The following is a 19,136-nucleotide window of genomic DNA, read 5'->3' on the forward strand; positions in this document are numbered from 1 at the left end:
TATACCCACACATACATGTGATGCGCGGCACACAATAAATGCGTAAGCAGCGCTGTTTAGGCAAATTCAATCACATGATCATGTCAACGTAAAATACTACTAATGAGGGCACAGCGGAATAATTTTGCTTCATCAAACAACCACTACTCACTTTAACCAACCTCATACGATGAACAACTTCCGCGCCCCCCTCAACAAGCTTAAGCACCTCGGCTTTTTGGTCCTCCTGCTCCTAAGCACCAACCTCACTTTTGCGCAGGGCTTCGAGGGCTCAAAACAGATCTTCGAAAGCCCTAAGCTGAAGGCAGCCATTCCCACGCACCACACGGTAGCCATTTTGCCCTTCGACGCAAAAATCACCTACCGCAAACAGCCTAAAGGCTTCAACGCCGAAGCTAACCGCGACCAGGAAGAAACAATGTCCAAATCGATTCAGGCGAGCCTATATACCTTCTTGTTGCGCAAAGCCGACAACTACAGCGTTAGCTTCCAAGATGTTGATAAAACGAACATCCTACTCAAAAAAGCCGGCCTTTATGGCAAACTCGACCAAGCGACCCGCGACGAAGTAGCCAAAGCGCTGGGAGTTGATGCGGTGCTAGGTGGCCGCTTCGAAACGGAGCAAACGAAAACCGAAGGAGCTGCCATTGCTTCGGCCGTACTGTTCGGCGGCCTAGGTGGCAAAACCGGCACTGGCTCTTTGTTCCTGACGCTGAACAACGGCAACGATGGCGAGCTGCTGTGGCGCTTCTTCAAAACGATGGATGATGGCATTACTTCTTCTACCGATGATCTGGTAGAGCGCATGATGCGCAAAGTGTCCCGTAACTTTCCTTACGCGAAAAACTAACGGCTCCTGCGTTCATCGCCGTACAAAATTTATCTAAAAACAAGACGGAAGCCGGCGGGCCTAGGAGAGAATTCCTGGCCGGCTGGCTTCTTCATTACGATTTAAACCTAGCCAATAGTGGCAAAAGCCTACTTTTCACCAAGAAAGGCACGGAAGTAGGTACCTTAGCCGTTATGAGAGGGATATAGTATTCCACTAATGGCAGACGTTTTGCGTCTATGGTGGTCCGACTCTTCTTGCTTTTTTCCTATGCGTACAGTTCTCGCCGGTCTTCTTTCATACTTGCTTCCTTTCTGCGCTAGTGCCTCCTTGTTGGCGCCACCCGCTAGTCCCAACGTTGGGGGCCGCTGGGCCGGCAGCCTGCGCTTGCCGAGCGGCAATAACCTCACGCTTATTGTCACCATCCGAGACAATAGCGCGGGCCAGCGCACGGCTACGTTGGACGTGCCTACTCAGAATGCACAAGGTGTGCCCATCGATCGGGTTGACGTGCGCGCCGATAGTGTCCTGCTAACGTCCTCTCAGATCAAAGCTTCCTTTGCGGGTCGCCTCACCGGCGACGGCCGACAGATCGATGGCCGTTGGCAGCAAAATGGCGCGAAGCTCCCATTAGTATTCCAACGGGCGACTTCCACCACTACTAGTGGGCCAAAGCGCCCGCAGGAGCCGGCCGCTCCCTTCCCCTATCGGGAAGAGCAAGTTCGTTTTGCCAGTAAAGACCCTGGTGTGCAGTTAGCAGGAACCCTCACGCTGCCAACAGGTGCGGGGCCCTTTCCGGCCGTGGTGCTTTTGTCGGGCTCCGGCGCACAAGACCGCGACGAGAGCATCGTTGGCCACCACCCGTTCCGGGTAGTAGCCGACTACCTAACGCGCCGCGGTATTGCCGTACTGCGTTTTGACGACCGCGGAGTAGGCCAGTCGGGTGGCAATGCAGTCACTGCTACGGCTGCCGACTACGCCAAGGATGCTCAAGGAGCACTAGCCTTCCTACGCAGCCGGCCGGGTCTGAACCCCAAGCAGCTTGGCCTAATTGGGCACAGTGAAGGAGGCACAGCGGCTATTGCGACGGCTGGGCAAGCACAAGGCCCCGCGTTCCTGGTACTCCTAGCTACGCCCGGTGTTCCCGGCATCGATGTGCTTTCGCGCCAGGCAATGGACCTAGCCCGCCTCAAAACCAAGGACCCAAAGGTTCTAGCCTCGACGGAACAGCGGCAGCGCAACATGCTCATGATCGTGCAGCAAACCCAAAACAACGTACAGGCTCAGCAGCAGATCATCAAGGTACTCACGCCTTCGGTTGCTTTGCCCCCTGATATGGCTGAGCAGATTCATAAAGCAGCCGAGGCGCAGGCCTTGATGGCCACGTCACCTGCTTTCCGCCATATCCTGGCCGACAACCCGCAGAAGACCTTGCCCGCGGTGAAGTGCCCTGTTCTTGCCCTGAATGGTTCTAAAGACTTACAAGTCGCCTCGTCCATCAACTTACCGGCTATCGAAAAAGCTTTGAAAGGTTCTGGCAACCGTGATGTAACAACGCAAGAGCTACCTGGCTTAAATCATATGTTTCAAACGGCTTCCACGGGCGCGCCAACCGAGTACGGCCAGATTGAGGAGACCTTCTCTCCTATTGCCCTGCAAAGCATTGGCGATTGGCTCACGCAGCGCACGAAGCGATAGTAAACTGATTTTATAATCTGAAATCTGACAGCCTGTAGCAGCTCTTAGCTCAAGAGTAGTTACAGGCTGTTTCTGTTGTTTCACTACCCGCACTACTGACCTAGTGCCCAGCTGCTTTTCCTCGTGTAGAATATAGCGACCGTGCTCCATATGGCCTACAAGCACCTTTTATCGTGTTGGTAGGAGCACTCAGACGGAATCGACCAACATTGCACGAATAATTTAATATTTACTATATATATGGTACTCTATTTGGATGGGTTTAATCCAACAAAGTTTTATCAGTAGTTCTACCACCTATTTATGAAGAGTGTTCCACCCATAATCTTCAGCTTATTATGTATCATATGTCTATTCTGTAGTACGCTGGCTCAAGCTGGCGACGCACCTACTCTCAATGGGCAATGGAAAGGTCCTTTGAAAGTACCTGGCGGTACCTTGGACCTAGTTATCACACTGGTCCCTTTGAGCAACGGCACCTACTACGCGGCGCTCGATGTGCCCCAACAACGCATCAACCGCATGCCAGTGGAAGTCGAAACCAAAGGAGATGGTATCACCCTGAAGATTGAGCAAGCTGGTAGTAGCTTCGTAGGAAAAATTGAAAATGGTGGCGCCCGCTTTACTGGCACTTGGCAGCAGCCGGGTCTGAAGGCTCCACTGGTATTACAACGGGGTACGGCATCAGCTGCTACGGCTCGCCGCGCCCGTCTGACGCCGCCGTACCGCGAAGAAGACGTATTCTTCGCCAATACCCAAGATAAGCTTCGGCTAGGTGGCACGCTCACAGTGCCAGCTGGCGTAGGGCCTTTTCCGGCAGTAGTACTTGTATCTGATACCGGACCGCAGGACCGCGATGTAACTGTGCAGGAATATCGCATGTTCGGTATCCTAGCCGATTACCTGACGCGCCGCGGTATTGCCGTACTGCGCTTCGATGATCGGGGTGTAGGAAAGTCGAGCGGCAACTATCCGAACGCCACGACTGCCGATTTGGTAACTGATGCGCAAGCGGGCCTAGCTTTTTTACGCTCCCGCTCCCTCATCGATCCACAGCACATCGGTTTTGTGGGCCACGGGGAAGGAGCCAACATTGCCTTGTTGGCAGCAGCGCAACAGCCCCAAGCAGCTGCGTTTGTAGTGTCATTAGCAGGATACGGTTTACCGGGCCGCGATGTACTACTGCAACAGCAAGGCGAAATCATGCGCTTAATTGGCGCTAATCCGGAGCAGGTGAAAGCCGCTTTGGCACTAAATGAGCACATGGTGGATATCATCCGACAAACACCTAATGATGCGCAGGCTCGCAACAAAGTAGCTTCCCTCATTCAGCAAAACAACAGCAACATTGACCCAGGGATGGCTAGGGCTCGAGCTGCCCACTTTACCTCCCCTTGGTCGCGCTACTACCTCGACTTTGATCCGAAGAACAAGCTGCCCGATGTTCAATGCCCGGTGCTAGCCCTCAATGGCACAGCCGATTTGGAAGTAGCAGCTAGCACTAACCTGAGCATTTTACAAAAAGGTCTGAAAGGCAGCCATGATATTACTGCTCAGAAGCTAAGCGGCGTTAATCACCTATTTCAACCCGAGGAAAAAGATTGGCCCTTGGTTAATGGACAGCAGCAGCCGAACTTCTCGCCCAAAGCGCTCGAAATTATCCGCGCTTGGATTGTTGAGCGCACTGTACAACCGCAGCCCGTGCCCGTTACAGTGAAGCGGGAGGCGCCAGCGAAACCAGCAAGTAAGAAAGTCAGTAAAACCGCCTTTCAGAAAACAGCTAGCTAATCAGAGGGACCTAGCCGTGGTTTCCACGTAATGAAAAAGGCCATCCAGTCCTGCTTCTAGCGGAAGCAAAACTGGATGGCCTTTTTGAGTTTAATAGGCTGTGCTGAAAGCTAGCTTGGTGTTTAAGCGCCGGCTGTTGCTTTTTCAGGTGTCATATCTAATCGGCGCAGCTTATCGGCGCGCCAAGCCGTGATACCAACTACAGCAATGGTCATCATGCCCCCAAACACCACAGAGCGTACTACCCCCAGCAACCTAGCCATAGCGCCCGATTCGAAAGAACCAATTTCGTTACTGGAGCCAATGAAGATGTTGTTCACCGCTGCTACTCGTCCCTTCATGTATTCGGGCGTAAAGGTGTGAATCAACGTCTGGCGTACGATCACCGACACTGCATCGAAAACGCCCGTCAGGAACAGCAAAAACAGCGACAACCAGATGTTGGTAGACAAGGCAAAGAATATAGTAGCTACCCCAAAGCCGGCCACTGCCCATAACAGCTTACGCCCTGCCTGACGGCGCAACGGGAAATAGGTGAGCAAAGCCGCCATCAGCACCGAACCAACTGCTGGCGCCGTTTCCAAATGACCTAGGCCAGCCGCTCCTACTTTCAAAATATCGGCGGCAAATACGGGCAGAAGTGCTACCGCTCCGCCAAACAGTACCGCAAACAAATCGAGCGATAAGGCCGCTAGTACAAGCTGGTTTTGCCAAATAAACCGGAGTCCACTTAGCACGCTGTCCTGCAAACTCAGCTTTTCCCCTTCAATTGGGGGTAATGGTCTAGAGGCAATTGAAAAGAATTGCAATAAGGCTATCAGCAACAGCCCCGTTGCCACGGCATATGAATTGGCCACCCCAAGGTGAGCAATCAAATAACCACCAATGGCAGGCCCTATCACCGCAGCCGCTTGGTACGTGGTACTATTCCACGTAATGGCATTTGCCAGCCGCTCCCGGCTAGGCAGCAATTGGGGCATAAAAGAAAACAAGGCTGGCCCTAGGAAGCCACGTGCAATGCCACTCACGAAAATGACTCCGTATAGCGGCAGCGTATAGAAAGAACCACGAGCCAAAAAACCTACGCCCAACGGTGAAGCAAAAAACCAGAGCATAGCTGCACAAAGCAACAGCACTGCCACCCCCACCACGATAATGTTTTTGCGCCGAATCGTATCCGCAACGTGCCCCGCATAGAGCGATACGGCAATGCTGGGTATTGCTTCTGACAAACCAATCAAACCGAGCGCTAGTGGGTCGTTGGTGAGCTTGAATATCTGCCAGCTTACAGCTAGGCCTTGTATGCGTGTGGCTACTGTATAGAAAACTCTGGCAGAGATTAACCGACGAAACTCAGGTAAGCGTAGGGCTGCATACGGATCGTGCTGCGGCCCAGAAACAGATGAATTCATCCTTAAGATAAGCGAGTGACAAACGACGAAGGTAGCTTAAGTAAACAACCTCCTTCGTGAAGACGAAAAATAACCTTTAGGTCTAAAGCACTTATCCGAGGCATTTAGTTTGGCCTAGCTTTCTTTTAACTTGTATTTTCATCGCTCACAGTTGCTTGGCGTTGTCATCATTTAGGAAAGTACCGTTGTAGATGCTTTTTAAAGGGAGTTTTGCCCCGCTCGGCTTGCCCTAGTACCGGCTTCTTTTTTGACAAAATATTTTACAAAGTCTACAGTTGGCTTTACCCTTTTCTTTATCTTAAAGCTGCGAAAGCACACTGATATATTATTGATACACAATACTTAATAAATTGTTTTCATTTTTTTGTTATTTTTTCACTTTGATGGTGAAGAGGCATTGTGTTTGAGGTATCTGTTTTCTACATTTGATCTCCATCTTTTTCTTCTTCCTCACCCAGACTTCATCTAGTTCACAGGCAAACGGCACTCTATGGTTTAAAGCTCTACGTTCTCTTAAACCCGTAGCTTTTATGGAAACCATGCAGCCGAGCGATTCCGCTTTGATCTCGCTCTATATTGCCGGTAAGGAAGAAGCTTTCGAGCTCCTGCTGGAGCGGCATAAAAGCCGCGTTTTTACCACAATCATGTTGATTGTGCGCGATGAAGCCGTAGCCGAAGATTTGCTGCAAGACACCTTCATCAAGGCCATTCACACGATGAAAGGCGGCCGTTACAACGAGGAGGGAAAATTCTCTTCTTGGATCTGCCGTATTGCACATAATTTAGCCATCGACTTCTTCCGGCGCGAAAAACGTAACCCTTTGTTGAATCTCGATACAACAAGCCACGCGTTTAATTCGTTGTCATTGTCAGAAGAGGGTGCGGAGGCTACCATCACCCGTGAGGAAACCCACGCCCGTCTTCGAGAGCTGATCCAGGACCTGCCCGCGGCACAGAAGGAAGTGCTCATCATGCGCCATTATGGTGAGATGAGCTTCCAGGAAATCGCCGATGCAACCGGGGTGAGCATCAATACAGCGTTAGGGCGTATGCGCTACGCATTGATCAACTTGCGGAAGAAGATGGCCGCGCAACCTATTTTCTATGATCAAAACGTTTACCCACGAGAAACTGATCCGGTACCTATACAACGAATTGCCGGCTGAAGAGCAGCAGGAGATTGAGCAAGCCCTGCTTCATGATCCAAAGCTAGCGAGTCATTGTGCCGACCTGCTTTTGGCCCAGCGCTGTTTAAATGACTTGCGCACTACGCCAAGCAAGGAAGTCACAGACTCCATCTTACAGTATTCTCGTAGTTTTCTTCGACCATAGATCTACTAAATGGTGAAGTAGTGAGCTTGTGAGTACAAAGAACTACCTAGGTAGCATCTTTGTACTCACAAGCTCACTACTTCACCATTTTGCCTTTATGCGTAAGCCCGAGCGGTTCCGTCGCTTTCTAGACTACTTTACCACCAACTTTCCGGAGCCCAAGACTGAGTTGCACTACGGCAACCCGTACGAGCTCATTGTGGCTGTTGTGCTCAGCGCTCAGTGTACTGATAAGCGCGTGAACTTGGTGATGCCAGCCTTACTGGAGCAGTTTCCAACGCCTTATCAGCTAGGAGCAGCTTCAGCTGAAGAAATCTATCCGTTTATCCGGAGTGTTTCTTACCCTAATAACAAGGCAAAGCACTTAGCCGGCCTAGGTCGGATGCTGGTTAGTGAGTTTGGTGGCGAAGTACCTAGCACCATCGAAGAGTTGCAGCGCCTGCCAGGCGTAGGCCGCAAAACGGCTAACGTGGTTGTGTCCGTTATTTACAATCAGCCTGCCATGGCCGTTGATACGCACGTCTTCCGCGTGTCGCACCGGCTAGGTTTGGTCAACCGTACGGCAACTACGCCACTAGCTGTTGAAAAAGAGCTTCTGCGCTACACGCCGGAAGAAGTGGTGGCTAAGGCGCACCATTGGTTGATCTTGCACGGCCGCTATATCTGTGTGGCTCGGCAGCCCAAATGTGGTATTTGCCCACTTACGGACTGCTGCCGTTACTATGAGGTAAACTTCGGAGCTGCCCCTAGCAAACCTTTGCCCCCTCCTGAAGCAGCTGATATAATTTAATTTACCTAGCTTTTAGCACAGCTAGGATTCAAACATGTCGAGCAGCCTGCTCCAAGACCTGCTGCACGTCTGCTGCTATTTTTGTGCGGTCGAACTGTTCAGCGGCTAGTACACGTCCGTTTTTACCAGCCTGCTCCAACAAGGCTGGTTGAGCTAGCACGTGCCTTAGCTGTTCTACCAGAGCGGCCGCATCACCAGCCCGCACGTACCACCCACACGCATATTGTTCTACCAAGTTCTTGGTCCAGCCGTCATTGGTCACAATCACCGGTGTGCCAACGGATAGACTATCGTATAGCTTCGCGGGTGAATTAGTATCTAACACCGGCAGATCTAGGAAGGACACGATGGATAGAGAAGCCAACTGAAACCACGCGAATACGGCATGCCGTGGCTGCGGCACTACTAAGCGAACAGCCGAGCAGCGCTCAGCCACCTCACGGATAAGCGGCTCATAAAAGCCATGACCCATAAAAAGCCACACTACATTGGGCAAAGTAGCAGCGAGTTGCTCCGCTGCTTGCACGAGCGTGGGAATATCGTTTGCCCGCCCGAAGGTTCCCGCGTATAGAATTACCCGCTGATCATCAGTAAGACCTAGCTCCTGCCGCAACGCCGCAACGGTCTCATTGGTGGCTGCTGCGGCTAGGTCGAGGTCGGTTCCATTGAGCACCGTTTGCACCTTATCAGGAGTAAACGACCACGGATTTTTAGCCATCTGCCCCACCGCCTGCACGTAGCTCGTCATATCCGGCGAAAGTGTCATGATGGTCTTCGCTTGCTGGTATAGCTTACGTTCCATCTTGTATAGCTCTCTCCAGGTGAACCTAGGTATGGCCTCCATCTGAATCGGGAAAGCAGGCCACAGATCCTGCACCTCAAAGACCCACGGCACTTGGCGCCATCGTGCTACTTGCGCTGCTGCCCAAGCGGCCGTTAAAGGGGTACTGATTCCCCAAATAACGTCGGGCTTATCGATGCGCAGTCCCTCACGTATGGCGTAAGCAGCATAGCGAGCAAAAGCTAGCCCCCGTCTCGCCACGCCCATTTTGTTCTGATAAGGCACATCTGCTGCTCGCATTTCCACGCCTTCGGGTAGCCAGGAATACTGCTGTGTCAGGCGTTGCGCTTCCCAGGTGCGAGTGGTGATGAGCGTGACCCGGTGCGTACGTGCAATATGCGTCAGCAACGAATAATGCCGGCTAGTTGCTGGGCAGTCGGGATTCGTATGGTACTGACTGAAAACGGCAATGTGCACCTGTGAGATATTGAGTGTTGAATGTTGAGTTTTTCAAGAATGCATTGTCAATCAACATGTAGCACTCAACAATTTTAAACCTACTGCCGCCGCTTAGGTCGATAGCGCGATTCGTTCAGGATGTGTTGCGCGTTTTTGTCAGACATAAGCTGGGCCAGGGTTACGCTAGGATGCTCCGCCATATACTTGCGTACAATCTGCCAGCCTACCCACGCACCTATGCGTCCTGGCGCCGTCTTATCAATTTCGGGAACGTCGGGCCGCTCGCCCACATACTTTTGAACAGTAAATGGGCTGGTGTTATAAAGTAGGTTTTTCTCCAAGAAGTGCGCCCATACTTTGCCTTCGTTGAATTCGACGCCGGCTAGCTCTTTGGCCGTATAGCCAATGATAACTGAATCGGGCGTGCAGGGTAGTACCCTCTCAGCAAAGTAAAGTGACTTACCAAACTGCACCATCTCACTGAGCATCGTTTGATTGGTCAACTCATGCTTGTTGTATTTACTCGATATTGCCAACGCCACCGTTGGTAACAAATGCGCCGGCGTATATCGCCGCAGAATATAACCGGGCACGTTAGGACGATAGCTAGCTTTTGGCCCCACAAAAAAGTCGAGGCTAATTACCATAAGACTATCATTCACGAACAGATCCTGACTCAGGCCGCTCACAAATGTCTTCACGGGTGGCACTCGAAACGACGGGAAATAATAGCGCACATGCTGAAATAACTGCTTCAGCTCACCTTGCAGCTTGTTGGTGTCCTTGAACTCAGCTTCTGCCTCCTTGCCTAGCTTCTGCAAGCCATTATTAGTAGCAAGCTTCACCAATGTGCCCGCCAATACTTCTTGCGAAGGATATTGACGCTGCTGCAAAAACTGGTTTGCGAATAGTTGGTGTTGCTGCAAGAATTGCTTGGCATCCGTTTGATTTCGAATCCGGAAGAAGGAGCCTTCCAGTCGCTCTATTTGCACAGGAGCGTCTACTTTCGCCACCTCCGGGTTAAGCTCACACGTATTTGATTTATTACAACTAACTAGTAATAACCAAGAACTAAACAACGTAATTAGGCGTAGGCGCATTCGGGCTTTATTGTAGGTGCACGCTTCTATCTTTGAGGCGAAAATAGCCAAAGAAACTCCCTCAAGTAATATTCTTTGTATTTCGTACTCTATGACTTTGAAAAAAACGCTTCTCAGCTTACTCTTCGTAGGAACTTCTGCCACCATTGCTTCCGCCCAGGTCGAAATTGGCTTGAAAGTATCTCCTAGCTTAGCGCACTTAAGTGCTAACTCTCCTTCTGCTACCAACTTTCAGTCCGAAGGCTCTAAGCTGCGACTTGGAGGCGGAGTAATTGTTGATTATTTCTTCGGTGAGAACTATGCATTCAGCACAGGCTTGATGCTAACGGGCAAAGGCGGTTCCCTCTCCTACCAAGACGATGTGCTTGGAACCAAGCAGGAACGGGAGTATAGTGTTCAGTACCTAGAGTTGCCCCTCACCGTGAAGCTATACACAAACGATGTTGCACCCGATACTAAGCTTTACTTCCAAGTAGGTGGCTCGGCCAACGTCGGTATTTCAGGCAAAATCAACGACAAGAAGTTCTTTGATGACCCCGGCACTGCTGCCGGGGAGACTAAGGCGCTGAAGTACGTCATCTTTCCGGATGCTTCGCTGCTAGGGGCTTTTGGAGTTGAGTACCAAGTAGGCCAGAGTACCAAGCTTCTAGCGGGTATTTCTTATCACCGAGGCCTCGTGAACATTGACCGCTACTTCGATAACACGCGTAAGTACAACGGCGTGACCATCAAGAATAACGAGTTTGCTTTGGACCTAGGTATTAAGTTCTAAGCTTCGTTTCGTAACCTAGCTTCTTGCGAAAAAGCCCGTGCTGCTCATTCCAGAGCAACACGGGCTTTCTTCTTATTCAGGAGGGTTTTCGCAGAAAAACCGTTAATCTGTGATCTCTACTTCGCGGTCTTGCAAACGAGCCATTGCGGCAGCCGAAGAATGTATTTCAATCTCTTCGCCGCGCTCGTCTTCAATCCGGTAATCAGTGAGGCCTAAGCTGGTATCTTTCATCACCTTCACCCACTTGTAGTATTTCAAATACCACTTCATTTGCTTCGACACCAATCCTTTGGTATAGTAAGCATGCAAGAATGGGTGTACAAACAAAGTGATGCCCGATTGATTTTGTGTCACCAGCAAATCTTCGATGCTGTTGTCAATTTCGTCGGTCACCAAAATAGAAGCCGATATTTTGCCCGTACCTCCGCAAGTCGGGCATACTTCGCCGGTCACAATGTTCTCGGCAGGGCGTACCCGCTGCCGCGTAATCTGTAGCAAGCCAAATTTGGTAATGGGTAGAATAGTGAAGCGTGCTTTATCCGCTTTCATGATGTCCTTTACGGCATCTTCCACTTTCTTACGGCTCTCAGGCGACTTCATATCAATAAAGTCGACGACGATAATGCCGCCCATATCACGCAAGCGTAATTGGCGCGCTACTTCCTTGGCCGCGGCTAGGTTTACGGCTAAGGCAGTAGCTTCCTGATCGTTTTCTTGGTTGCTCTTGTTGCCCGAGTTTACGTCAATCACGTGCAACGCTTCCGTGTGCTCAATAACGAGGTAGCCCCCGCCGGGCACAGTTACGGTCTTGCCAAAAAGCGTTTTTAGCTGCTTCTCGATATTAACCTGCTCAAACAACTTCACCTTACCAGTGTAGTGGCGTAGCAGGTTCACTTTATCGGGCGCAATCTTCTCCAAATACCCATGCATCTCCTCGTACATCGGCGCCGAGTCTACCGTAATGGCATCGAACGACTCGTTAAGCATATCACGAATCATAGAGCTAGTGCGGCCCAATTCTCCCAGTATTTTGTCACGCTCCTTAGCGGTGCGTAGGGTCTGGAAGAGCTGTTCCCAATTAGCTACCATGCTCTGCATATCCTTATCGAGCTCCGCTACCTCACGACCTTCGGCTACGGTACGGATAATGACACCAAAATTGTCGGGCTTGATAGAAGCAATGAGCCGCTTAAGGCGCTCACGCTCTGTCTTGCTTACAATCTTTTTGGAAATGCTGATAGTATTGGAAAATGGTACGAGTACGAGGTAACGACCCGCCATTGAAATATCCGTTGAAAGGCGCGGACCTTTCGTCGAGATAGGCTCTTTTACAATCTGAACCAGCATTTGCTGGCCCTTCTTGAGCACGTCGGCAGCCTTACCGACTTTATCGAGTGGCCCTTCTAACTGAAAATTCTTCAGAGCCCCGACGGTAATTTTCTGCGATTGAACACCTTTCACCCATTTGGTGAGCGAGGGAAATTGTTCCCCTAGGTCGCCATAGTGTAGAAAAGCGTCCTTCTGGTACCCAATGTCAATGAACGCTGCGTTCAGACCGGGCATAACTTTCTTGACAGTGCCCAGGAAAATGTCACCAACAGAATAGTTGGTGTCGTTGCGGTCGAAATGGTATTCGATAAGCCGCTTATCCTGAAGCAGAGCAATTCGTTCTCCTTCCTGAGTAGAATTAATGACTAATTCGTTACTCAATGTATCGGTAGTTATAGTATTTCCCTTTAAGGTGGTCTTGCTCACCGCCTGAAACCCACAAAGGGAAGCCAGCGCAGTGCGCCAGCTTCCCTTCTAAGCAGCAGGAAAGTAAACTTATAGCCACTCTCGGGGATACTAAATGAGAGATAAGCGGGATACTAATTATGAGAAAAGTCCCGCCAGCATACCCCTGAGGGCTTACTTCTTCTTATGACGGTTCTTACGTAGGCGTTTTTTCCGTTTGTGGGTAGCAATCTTATGACGCTTTCTTTTTTTACCGCAGGGCATGTGTTTTTGAGGTTAAGTGGTTGATTGTTAAATGACTTGATGTTGAGAATGATCGCACCAAATAAAGTGACTGCAAAATAGCAAATTCTGTTTTAGAGAATTGCTTAACTACTACTCACCTATTAGCTGAACCATAGAACAATGTTTCTCTACTGTAGTTTTTGAAGCTGCTCGTCTACCGAGGCGGCAAGACTAGGATCTGTGCTCAAGCTTTTGGCCTTCAAGAAAGCGGCTTTCGCCTCTTCTTTAGCGCCTGTTTGAGCTAGTGCCACTCCTAGATAAAACTGTCCGTTTACGTTATCTGGGTTTACTTTGATTAACTCACGGAAACGTTCTACGGCTCGGTCGTACTGGTTACTTTGAATAGACAGCACGCCCAAGTTGTACAGTGCTTTCTCGTTGCGAGGATCAGTAGCGAGTACTTCTCGCAACAAGGTAACGCCTTGCACCGGATTGTCGCTCGCCATATAGGCCATACCTAGGTTGGTCTTAGCGTCAAGGTTATCGGGGTTGTTTTTCAGCACCCGATCGTACAGATCTCTTACTTTAGCGCCCAGAAGCTTAGCGCGCTCTTCCGTTGCAGCAAAGCTAAACGCTTCAAAGTATTCGTCAGCGGCCCGTTTCCAAGCTTGTTCGCCAGGCCGAGCCTGTGCTACTTGCTCGTAGTAATAACCGGCGCTATCGAACTTCTCAGCAGCTTTGTACTTGACGGCCAGATCGGTAGCTAGGCGGAGCTTAGCTGTAGGATCTCCTTCCGCATTGTACTTGTGCAGCAACTGACTGAGTTCACGTCGCTGAGTGGCACCAATAGCCATGTGCGGCTGTTCTGGCGTTGCCCCAGCCGCAACCGTAGGCTGTTCACCCGATGAAGCAACTGCCTTAGACCCGTTTACCGCAGGTCCGCCGCCGTCTCGGTTAGCCGTACGAGCTGCATCTTGCGTAAGCTCTCCTTTTCCTTCCTTAGGCTTAACAATTACCTTCGGCAATAGAAACAAACCCGCTGTTAAGGCAACAGCAACGGTCAGAACAATAAATTGATGCGAAGAAGAACGAGCCATGAGGAAAAAGCAGGCCGCCGGGCTCCCAGTTGTGGAATGCCCGGCGGCACGGCCGGCAATGTTACGAAGAAACGATTTTAGGCTTGCGCTTCTTCCTTAATCTTCTTGCTGTTCTTAATCTTGCTGATGAAGGTTTTCGAAGGCTTGAAGCTAGGAATGAAGTGCTCGTCGATGATGATCGACGTATTTTTCGAGATGTTCCGGGCGACTTTCTTTGCCCGTTTCTTGTTTACGAAGCTTCCAAAGCCGCGCACGTAGATGTTGCTGCCATCGGCCATCGAATCCTTCACAACTTTGAAAAAGGCCTCTACGGTAGCCGAAACGTCTGCTTTTTCAATGCCGGTCTTGTCGGCGATTTCGGCGATTACTTCTGCTTTAGTCACGCTGGTAAGTGTACTATGTAGTGAAAAAAATGTGTTGGGCAAAAAATGTCATTCTGAAACGTAAGCCCTTGCCCGGTAAGCTGTTCGCTTTGGAATTAGGGCCACAAAGGTAGCCCCCTTTTTTGGTTTTACAATACTTCTATTCTAAACCAACTTTAGCTGTCGACCTTCCGGCAAGCCTTTCTGATTCAAAAACTTGACCACTAATCATTCCGTTCCCGCTCATTCATATTTCGCGCCAGTTTTATTGGATTGGTACCCGCGCCATCGACGCGATTTGCCTTGGCGCCAGACCCGCGACCCTTATGCCATCTGGCTTTCCGAAGTCATTCTGCAACAAACTCGTGTTCGCCAAGGGCTCCCCTACTACCACGATTTCATCACTACCTATCCTATTGTTCATGACCTAGCCGCGGCGTCTGAAGACGAAGTACTTCGTCACTGGCAGGGCCTAGGCTACTATTCGCGGGCTCGCAACATGCACCATACGGCCCAACAAGTAGTGCGTGAGTATGATGGCCAGTTTCCGAATACGTATGCGGAACTACTGAAGCTGCGTGGCGTGGGCCAGTACACGGCGGCGGCAATTGCCTCCTTTGCCTTTGGTGAAAAGGTAGCGGTGCTCGATGGTAACGTTTATCGGGTGCTGGCGCGGGTATTTGGCATAACGGCCGACATTGCGGCGCCGGCAACACGCAAGCAGTTTCAGCAGCTAGCCGACTCCCTGATTTCAGCTGACGCGCCAGATCAGTTCAACCAGGCTATCATGGAGTTCGGAGCTATTCAGTGTACCCCCGTTAATCCAGATTGCCTGTTCTGCCCGCTACAGAGCCAGTGCTTTGCCTTCCAGCACGGAATGGTAAACGAGCTACCGGTGAAGAGCAAGGCCAAAGCCGGACGCACTCGCTATTTCCACTACCTGGTGCTTCGCTATGGCGACACAATCTATCTGCGCAAACGCGCAGCAAAAGATATCTGGCAGGGGCTCTACGATTTCGCACTAACCGAAACAGACGCGCCTACATTACCTGCAGTAGAAGTTCTAGAAGCCGTGGAAAAGCTAGGTGGTACTGTTGCTACTAACCGGGTGGCAGAGCCTACCGAAACGTACCGACACGTACTCAGTCATCAGAAAGTAGAGGCGAAGTTTCAACCCATTTGGTTAAGCGAACCATTGCCTGACGAGGCCCTTATTGGGTCAGGCTTAGCCCCCTTTACCGCCGCTGAAGCAGAGCAATTACCCAAGCCTATTCTCATCGTTAATTACTTGCAAAAGACGAGTTTTTAGGAGCTTTTTGGCTTGGCAAATTGACGCTATTTTGGTATCTTTAAAGAAGAAAATAACCCTATTCTCTTCTTTAAACAGCCTTTTTAGCAAGTATGGCAGCAGGAGTTAACAAAGTAATTTTGGTTGGAAACTTAGGCAAAGATCCGGAAGTACGTCACCTCGAAGGAGGTACTACAGTAGCCCGGTTTACGCTCGCCACCAATGATTACTACAAAGATAAAAGTGGTAACCGTGTTGAGCGGACGGAGTGGCACAACGTTGCCCTGTGGCGTGACTTGGCAGAGGTAGCCGAAAAGTACCTGCGCAAAGGACAACAGGTGTATCTTGAAGGTCGTATCCGGACGCGGCAATACCAGGACAAGGATAACCAGACGCGCTACATCACCGAGATAGTAGCCGAGGAGCTAACCATGCTAGGTGGCCGGCCGCAGGCAGACCAACAAGCTGAGCCTGTCACCGACGCTGCGGCTCCAGAGGCACAAACGTTCCGGCAAGAACCGGAACTCGATCAACTTCCTTTTTAATTTACCTCCCTTAAAAGGGCATAAATTTTTCTTTAGCAAAGCCCCGGCACGTAGCTGGGGCTTTTTGCGTTATTGGTGCCAGAGCCAGCCGTTTCGGGCTACCTTTGAGAAGTAAACCCGCATTTTTCGAATGCTACCATTTTCATTTCTGCGTTCCGCATGCTTTGCGCTGACCGGGCTTCTACTTGTTGCCTGCACTTCTACTTCCGATTACACGCCCAAGCCAAAGGGCTATAACCGGATTGACTTGCCCCCGCATAGCTACCAGCAACTGGCCCCGGGTCATCCTTATACGTTTGAGTACTCACGCTATGCGCGGGTACTTCGCGACTCGTCTTACCTAGCTCAGCCGCACTGGATTAACTTGTACTACCCGCAGTATCATGCCAGCGTGCAGATTACCTACGCCGCCATAAATCGCAATCCGCAGGTGTTTAACAAGCTTTTGGAGGACGCGCGCAAACTCACGAGCAAGCACCAGATCAAGGCTTCTGCCATTGATGAAAAAGTGTTACAAACGCCAAATGGAATGCGTGTATCGGTATTTGAGTTGTCCGGCGAAGTACCTAGTCAATTCCAGTTTTATACGACTGACAGCACACGACACTTCTTCCGCGGCGCACTATACTTCCCAACTGCTACATCCAACGATTCGCTAGCGCCCGTCATCGACTACGTCAAGAAAGATATTGTACGCCTGCTCAACACGTTGCAGTACAAGTAATCGATTCTCATCTATCAACTAACATTTGATAAAAGTAGTTTTGCGATACAGCTGCTCACATTTTTCCAGTCACGTGTTACTTGGTAGTTGTCAACTGAACACATGAGTTTTTTTAATACCAAGATTGAGAATTTGCGGGGGGTAGGCACGCAACGTGCTCAGCTCTTGCAGAAGGAGCTAGAAATTTTCACTTACGGCGACCTTATTCAGCGCTACCCCTTTCGCTACCTCGACCGTACTCAGTTTTATAACATCGTCGACCTGCACGACGACTTGCCTTATGTGCAAGTGAAAGGCATTTTGCGCGGACGCGAAATATTGGGCGAAGGCCCTAAACAACGCCTTGTGGCGAAAGTAGCGGATGCGAGTGGTGAACTAGAACTTGTGTGGTTCAAAGGAGTAAAGTGGCTTCAAAACATCGTTAAAAACCATCAAGAGTACATCGTTTTTGGTAAGCCAACTTTCTTCAACGGCAAGCCACAGATGTCGCACCCAGAGCTGGAGGAAGTAACCGAAGCCAAAGCAGGCCAGAGCTTTCTACAGCCTGTTTATAACACCACCGAAAAGCTAAAGAACTATCATCGCGTTGATAGCAAAGCTATTATGCGCATGGTGGCCGACTTGCTTAAGCTTGCTGTTCCGCACATCCAGGAATCGTTGTCGCCGGAACTGGTGCGGCACTATGGGCTGATGAGTAAGGCGGATGCACTTCAGCAAATACACTTTCCGCAAAGTACCGAGCTGCTGCAGGCAGCTCGATTTCGGCTTAAGTTTGAGGAGCTATTTTACGTTCAGCTTAAGCTGCTACGCCAGAAAACGCAGCGCAAAGTGACGTTAGCTGGGCAAATTTTCAGGGAGGTTCCTTCTCTTGTAGACTTCTACAAGAACCACTTAACCTTTGACCTGACTGGTGCTCAAAAGCGGGTTATCCACGACATCTACAAAGATTTTTGCTCGGGCAAGCAGATGAACCGGCTGCTGCAGGGTGATGTGGGCTCGGGTAAAACGATTGTGGCATTTATTTCTATGTTAATGGCCGCCGACAACGGTGCTCAAAGCTGCTTGATGGCCCCCACCGAGATTTTGGCCGATCAGCACTACGTTGGCTTAAAGCAGTACGCTGATCAGCTCGGCATCAAGCTAGGCAAGCTTACTGGCTCTTCACGCACGAGTGAGCGACGCGTGTTGCACGAGCAGTTGCGGAGCGGAGAAATGCACATGCTGGTAGGCACACACGCCCTACTCGAAGATGTGGTGCAGTTCCGCAACCTAGGTCTGACCATCATGGATGAGCAGCACCGTTTTGGCGTAGCGCAACGATCGAAGCTTTGGCAGAAGAACCCCAGTATCATTCCGCACGTGTTGGTCATGACGGCCACGCCCATTCCGCGTACGCTGGCCATGACGCTGTATGGCGACCTCGACGTGTCTGTAATTGATGAGCTACCGGCGGGTCGTAAACCCATCGTGACGGTACATCGGTACGATGCTAACCGCTTGAAAGTGTTTCAGTTTTTGCGTGACCAAATCAACCTAGGCCGGCAAGTATACATTGTGTACCCGCTCATCGAAGAGAGCGAGACAATGGATTACAAAGACCTCACGGACGGCTATGAAAGTGTAGCACGAGCCTTTCCCGAGTTTCAGATCAGCGTCGTGCACGGCCGTATGCGGGCGGAGGAAAAGGACTTTGAAATGCAACGCTTTTTGAAGCGAGAGACGCAGATCATGGTTGCTACTACCGTAATCGAAGTAGGCGTCAACGTCCCGAATGCATCGGTGATGGTTATTGAAAGCGCGGAGCGGTTCGGTCTTTCTCAGCTGCATCAGCTACGGGGCCGGGTCGGCCGTGGTGCTGAGCAGAGCTATTGTATTCTGATGACCGGCTACAAGCTGAGTAAAGACAGTCGTATCCGCCTCGAAACCATGGTGCGAACCAACAACGGCTTTGAAATTGCCGACATTGATTTGAAGCTACGTGGCCCTGGCGACCTGATGGGCACTCAGCAGAGTGGTGTGCTAGACCTACTTATTGCCGACTTAGCCAAAGATGGACGCATCCTGAGCGAGTCGAGAGCAGCTGCCCAACAGCTGCTAGATGATGATCCGGATCTGGCCAAACCAGAGAATTTTAACATCCGGAGGCACATAGAATCACTACCTGCAACAGCCGTAAACTGGAGCCGCATCAGCTAAATTT

The 19,136-nt window shown here is 50.6% G+C and carries 16 protein-coding genes; 10 read left to right on the forward strand and 6 right to left on the reverse strand.

All coding sequences use genetic code 11. The annotated features are described in order from the left end of the window. Positions 1-169: 169 nt before the first annotated feature. The 3 genes from SD425_RS22190 to SD425_RS22200 all read left to right on the forward strand — a co-directional run bounded on the left by SD425_RS22190 (position 170) and on the right by SD425_RS22200 (position 4,315). Positions 170-850 (forward strand): hypothetical protein, encoded by a 681-nt coding sequence (locus SD425_RS22190; protein ID WP_324672354.1) that lies wholly within the window; start codon positions 170-172, stop codon positions 848-850. A 249-nt stretch (positions 851-1,099) separates the two neighbouring features. After that, complete coding sequence (locus SD425_RS22195; protein WP_324672356.1) at positions 1,100-2,527, forward strand: alpha/beta hydrolase family protein; 1,428 nt, start codon at positions 1,100-1,102, stop codon at positions 2,525-2,527. 438 nt (positions 2,528-2,965) lie between these two features. Then, positions 2,966-4,315 (forward strand): alpha/beta hydrolase family protein, encoded by a 1,350-nt coding sequence (locus tag SD425_RS22200; RefSeq protein ID WP_324672359.1) that lies wholly within the window; start codon positions 2,966-2,968, stop codon positions 4,313-4,315. Between the two features lie 122 nt (positions 4,316-4,437). Here SD425_RS22200 and SD425_RS22205 read toward each other — a convergent pair whose 3' ends face one another. Continuing rightward, positions 4,438-5,727 carry an MFS transporter gene (locus SD425_RS22205; RefSeq protein ID WP_324672361.1) on the reverse strand — a complete coding sequence of 430 codons (1,290 nt, stop codon included), beginning with the start codon at positions 5,725-5,727 and terminating at the stop codon, positions 4,438-4,440. 530 nt (positions 5,728-6,257) lie between these two features. On the opposite strand from SD425_RS22205, the gene SD425_RS22210 reads away from it, so the two are divergent. Both SD425_RS22210 and nth read left to right on the forward strand, forming a co-directional pair. Then, a complete protein-coding gene (locus SD425_RS22210; RefSeq protein ID WP_324672362.1) occupies positions 6,258-6,893 on the forward strand; it encodes an RNA polymerase sigma factor in 636 nt (211 codons plus the stop codon). Between the two features lie 263 nt (positions 6,894-7,156). Next, complete coding sequence (nth, locus tag SD425_RS22215; protein ID WP_324672363.1) at positions 7,157-7,849, forward strand: endonuclease III; 693 nt, start codon at positions 7,157-7,159, stop codon at positions 7,847-7,849. 28 nt (positions 7,850-7,877) lie between these two features. Here nth and SD425_RS22220 read toward each other — a convergent pair whose 3' ends face one another. Both SD425_RS22220 and SD425_RS22225 read right to left on the reverse strand, forming a co-directional pair. Beyond that, positions 7,878-9,107: a glycosyltransferase family 4 protein gene (locus tag SD425_RS22220; RefSeq protein ID WP_324672365.1), complete on the reverse strand. Its 1,230-nt coding sequence runs from the start codon at positions 9,105-9,107 to the stop codon at positions 7,878-7,880. 80 nt (positions 9,108-9,187) lie between these two features. Beyond that, positions 9,188-10,102 carry a gliding motility lipoprotein GldB gene (locus tag SD425_RS22225; RefSeq protein ID WP_324672367.1) on the reverse strand — a complete coding sequence of 305 codons (915 nt, stop codon included), beginning with the start codon at positions 10,100-10,102 and terminating at the stop codon, positions 9,188-9,190. Between the two features lie 184 nt (positions 10,103-10,286). On the opposite strand from SD425_RS22225, the gene SD425_RS22230 reads away from it, so the two are divergent. Then, positions 10,287-10,961: a porin family protein gene (locus SD425_RS22230; RefSeq protein WP_324672369.1), complete on the forward strand. Its 675-nt coding sequence runs from the start codon at positions 10,287-10,289 to the stop codon at positions 10,959-10,961. 102 nt (positions 10,962-11,063) lie between these two features. Here the strand turns inward: SD425_RS22230 and SD425_RS22235 are convergent, their stop codons facing one another. The 3 genes from SD425_RS22235 to SD425_RS22245 all read right to left on the reverse strand — a co-directional run bounded on the left by SD425_RS22235 (position 11,064) and on the right by SD425_RS22245 (position 14,400). Further along, on the reverse strand, positions 11,064-12,671 hold the full coding sequence (locus SD425_RS22235) for an Rne/Rng family ribonuclease (RefSeq protein ID WP_324672371.1): 1,608 nt from the start codon (positions 12,669-12,671) through the stop codon (positions 11,064-11,066). 437 nt (positions 12,672-13,108) lie between these two features. After that, a complete protein-coding gene (locus SD425_RS22240) occupies positions 13,109-14,017 on the reverse strand; it encodes a tetratricopeptide repeat protein (protein ID WP_324672374.1) in 909 nt (302 codons plus the stop codon). Positions 14,018-14,094: 77 nt separating this feature from the next. Next, entirely contained in the window at positions 14,095-14,400 is a 306-nt protein-coding gene (locus SD425_RS22245; protein WP_086594261.1) for an HU family DNA-binding protein, read from the reverse strand. A 277-nt stretch (positions 14,401-14,677) separates the two neighbouring features. Here SD425_RS22245 and mutY point away from each other — a divergent pair, with 277 nt between their 5' ends. The 4 genes from mutY (at position 14,678) to recG (ending at position 19,132) form a co-directional block, all read left to right on the forward strand. Continuing rightward, entirely contained in the window at positions 14,678-15,688 is a 1,011-nt protein-coding gene (mutY, locus tag SD425_RS22250) for an A/G-specific adenine glycosylase (protein ID WP_324672378.1), read from the forward strand. 92 nt (positions 15,689-15,780) lie between these two features. Then, positions 15,781-16,212, forward strand: a complete 432-nt coding sequence (locus SD425_RS22255) for a single-stranded DNA-binding protein (protein WP_324672379.1) — start codon at positions 15,781-15,783, stop codon at positions 16,210-16,212. 130 nt (positions 16,213-16,342) lie between these two features. After that, the gene (gene gldD / locus SD425_RS22260; protein WP_324672381.1) at positions 16,343-16,936 is read left to right on the forward strand and encodes a gliding motility lipoprotein GldD; all 594 of its coding nucleotides are present in this window, start codon (positions 16,343-16,345) and stop codon (positions 16,934-16,936) included. 102 nt (positions 16,937-17,038) lie between these two features. Further along, entirely contained in the window at positions 17,039-19,132 is a 2,094-nt protein-coding gene (gene recG / locus SD425_RS22265) for an ATP-dependent DNA helicase RecG (RefSeq protein ID WP_324672383.1), read from the forward strand. Positions 19,133-19,136 lie beyond the last annotated feature (4 nt).

This window comes from Hymenobacter sp. GOD-10R, assembly GCF_035609205.1.
GTDB lineage: Bacteria > Bacteroidota > Bacteroidia > Cytophagales > Hymenobacteraceae > Hymenobacter.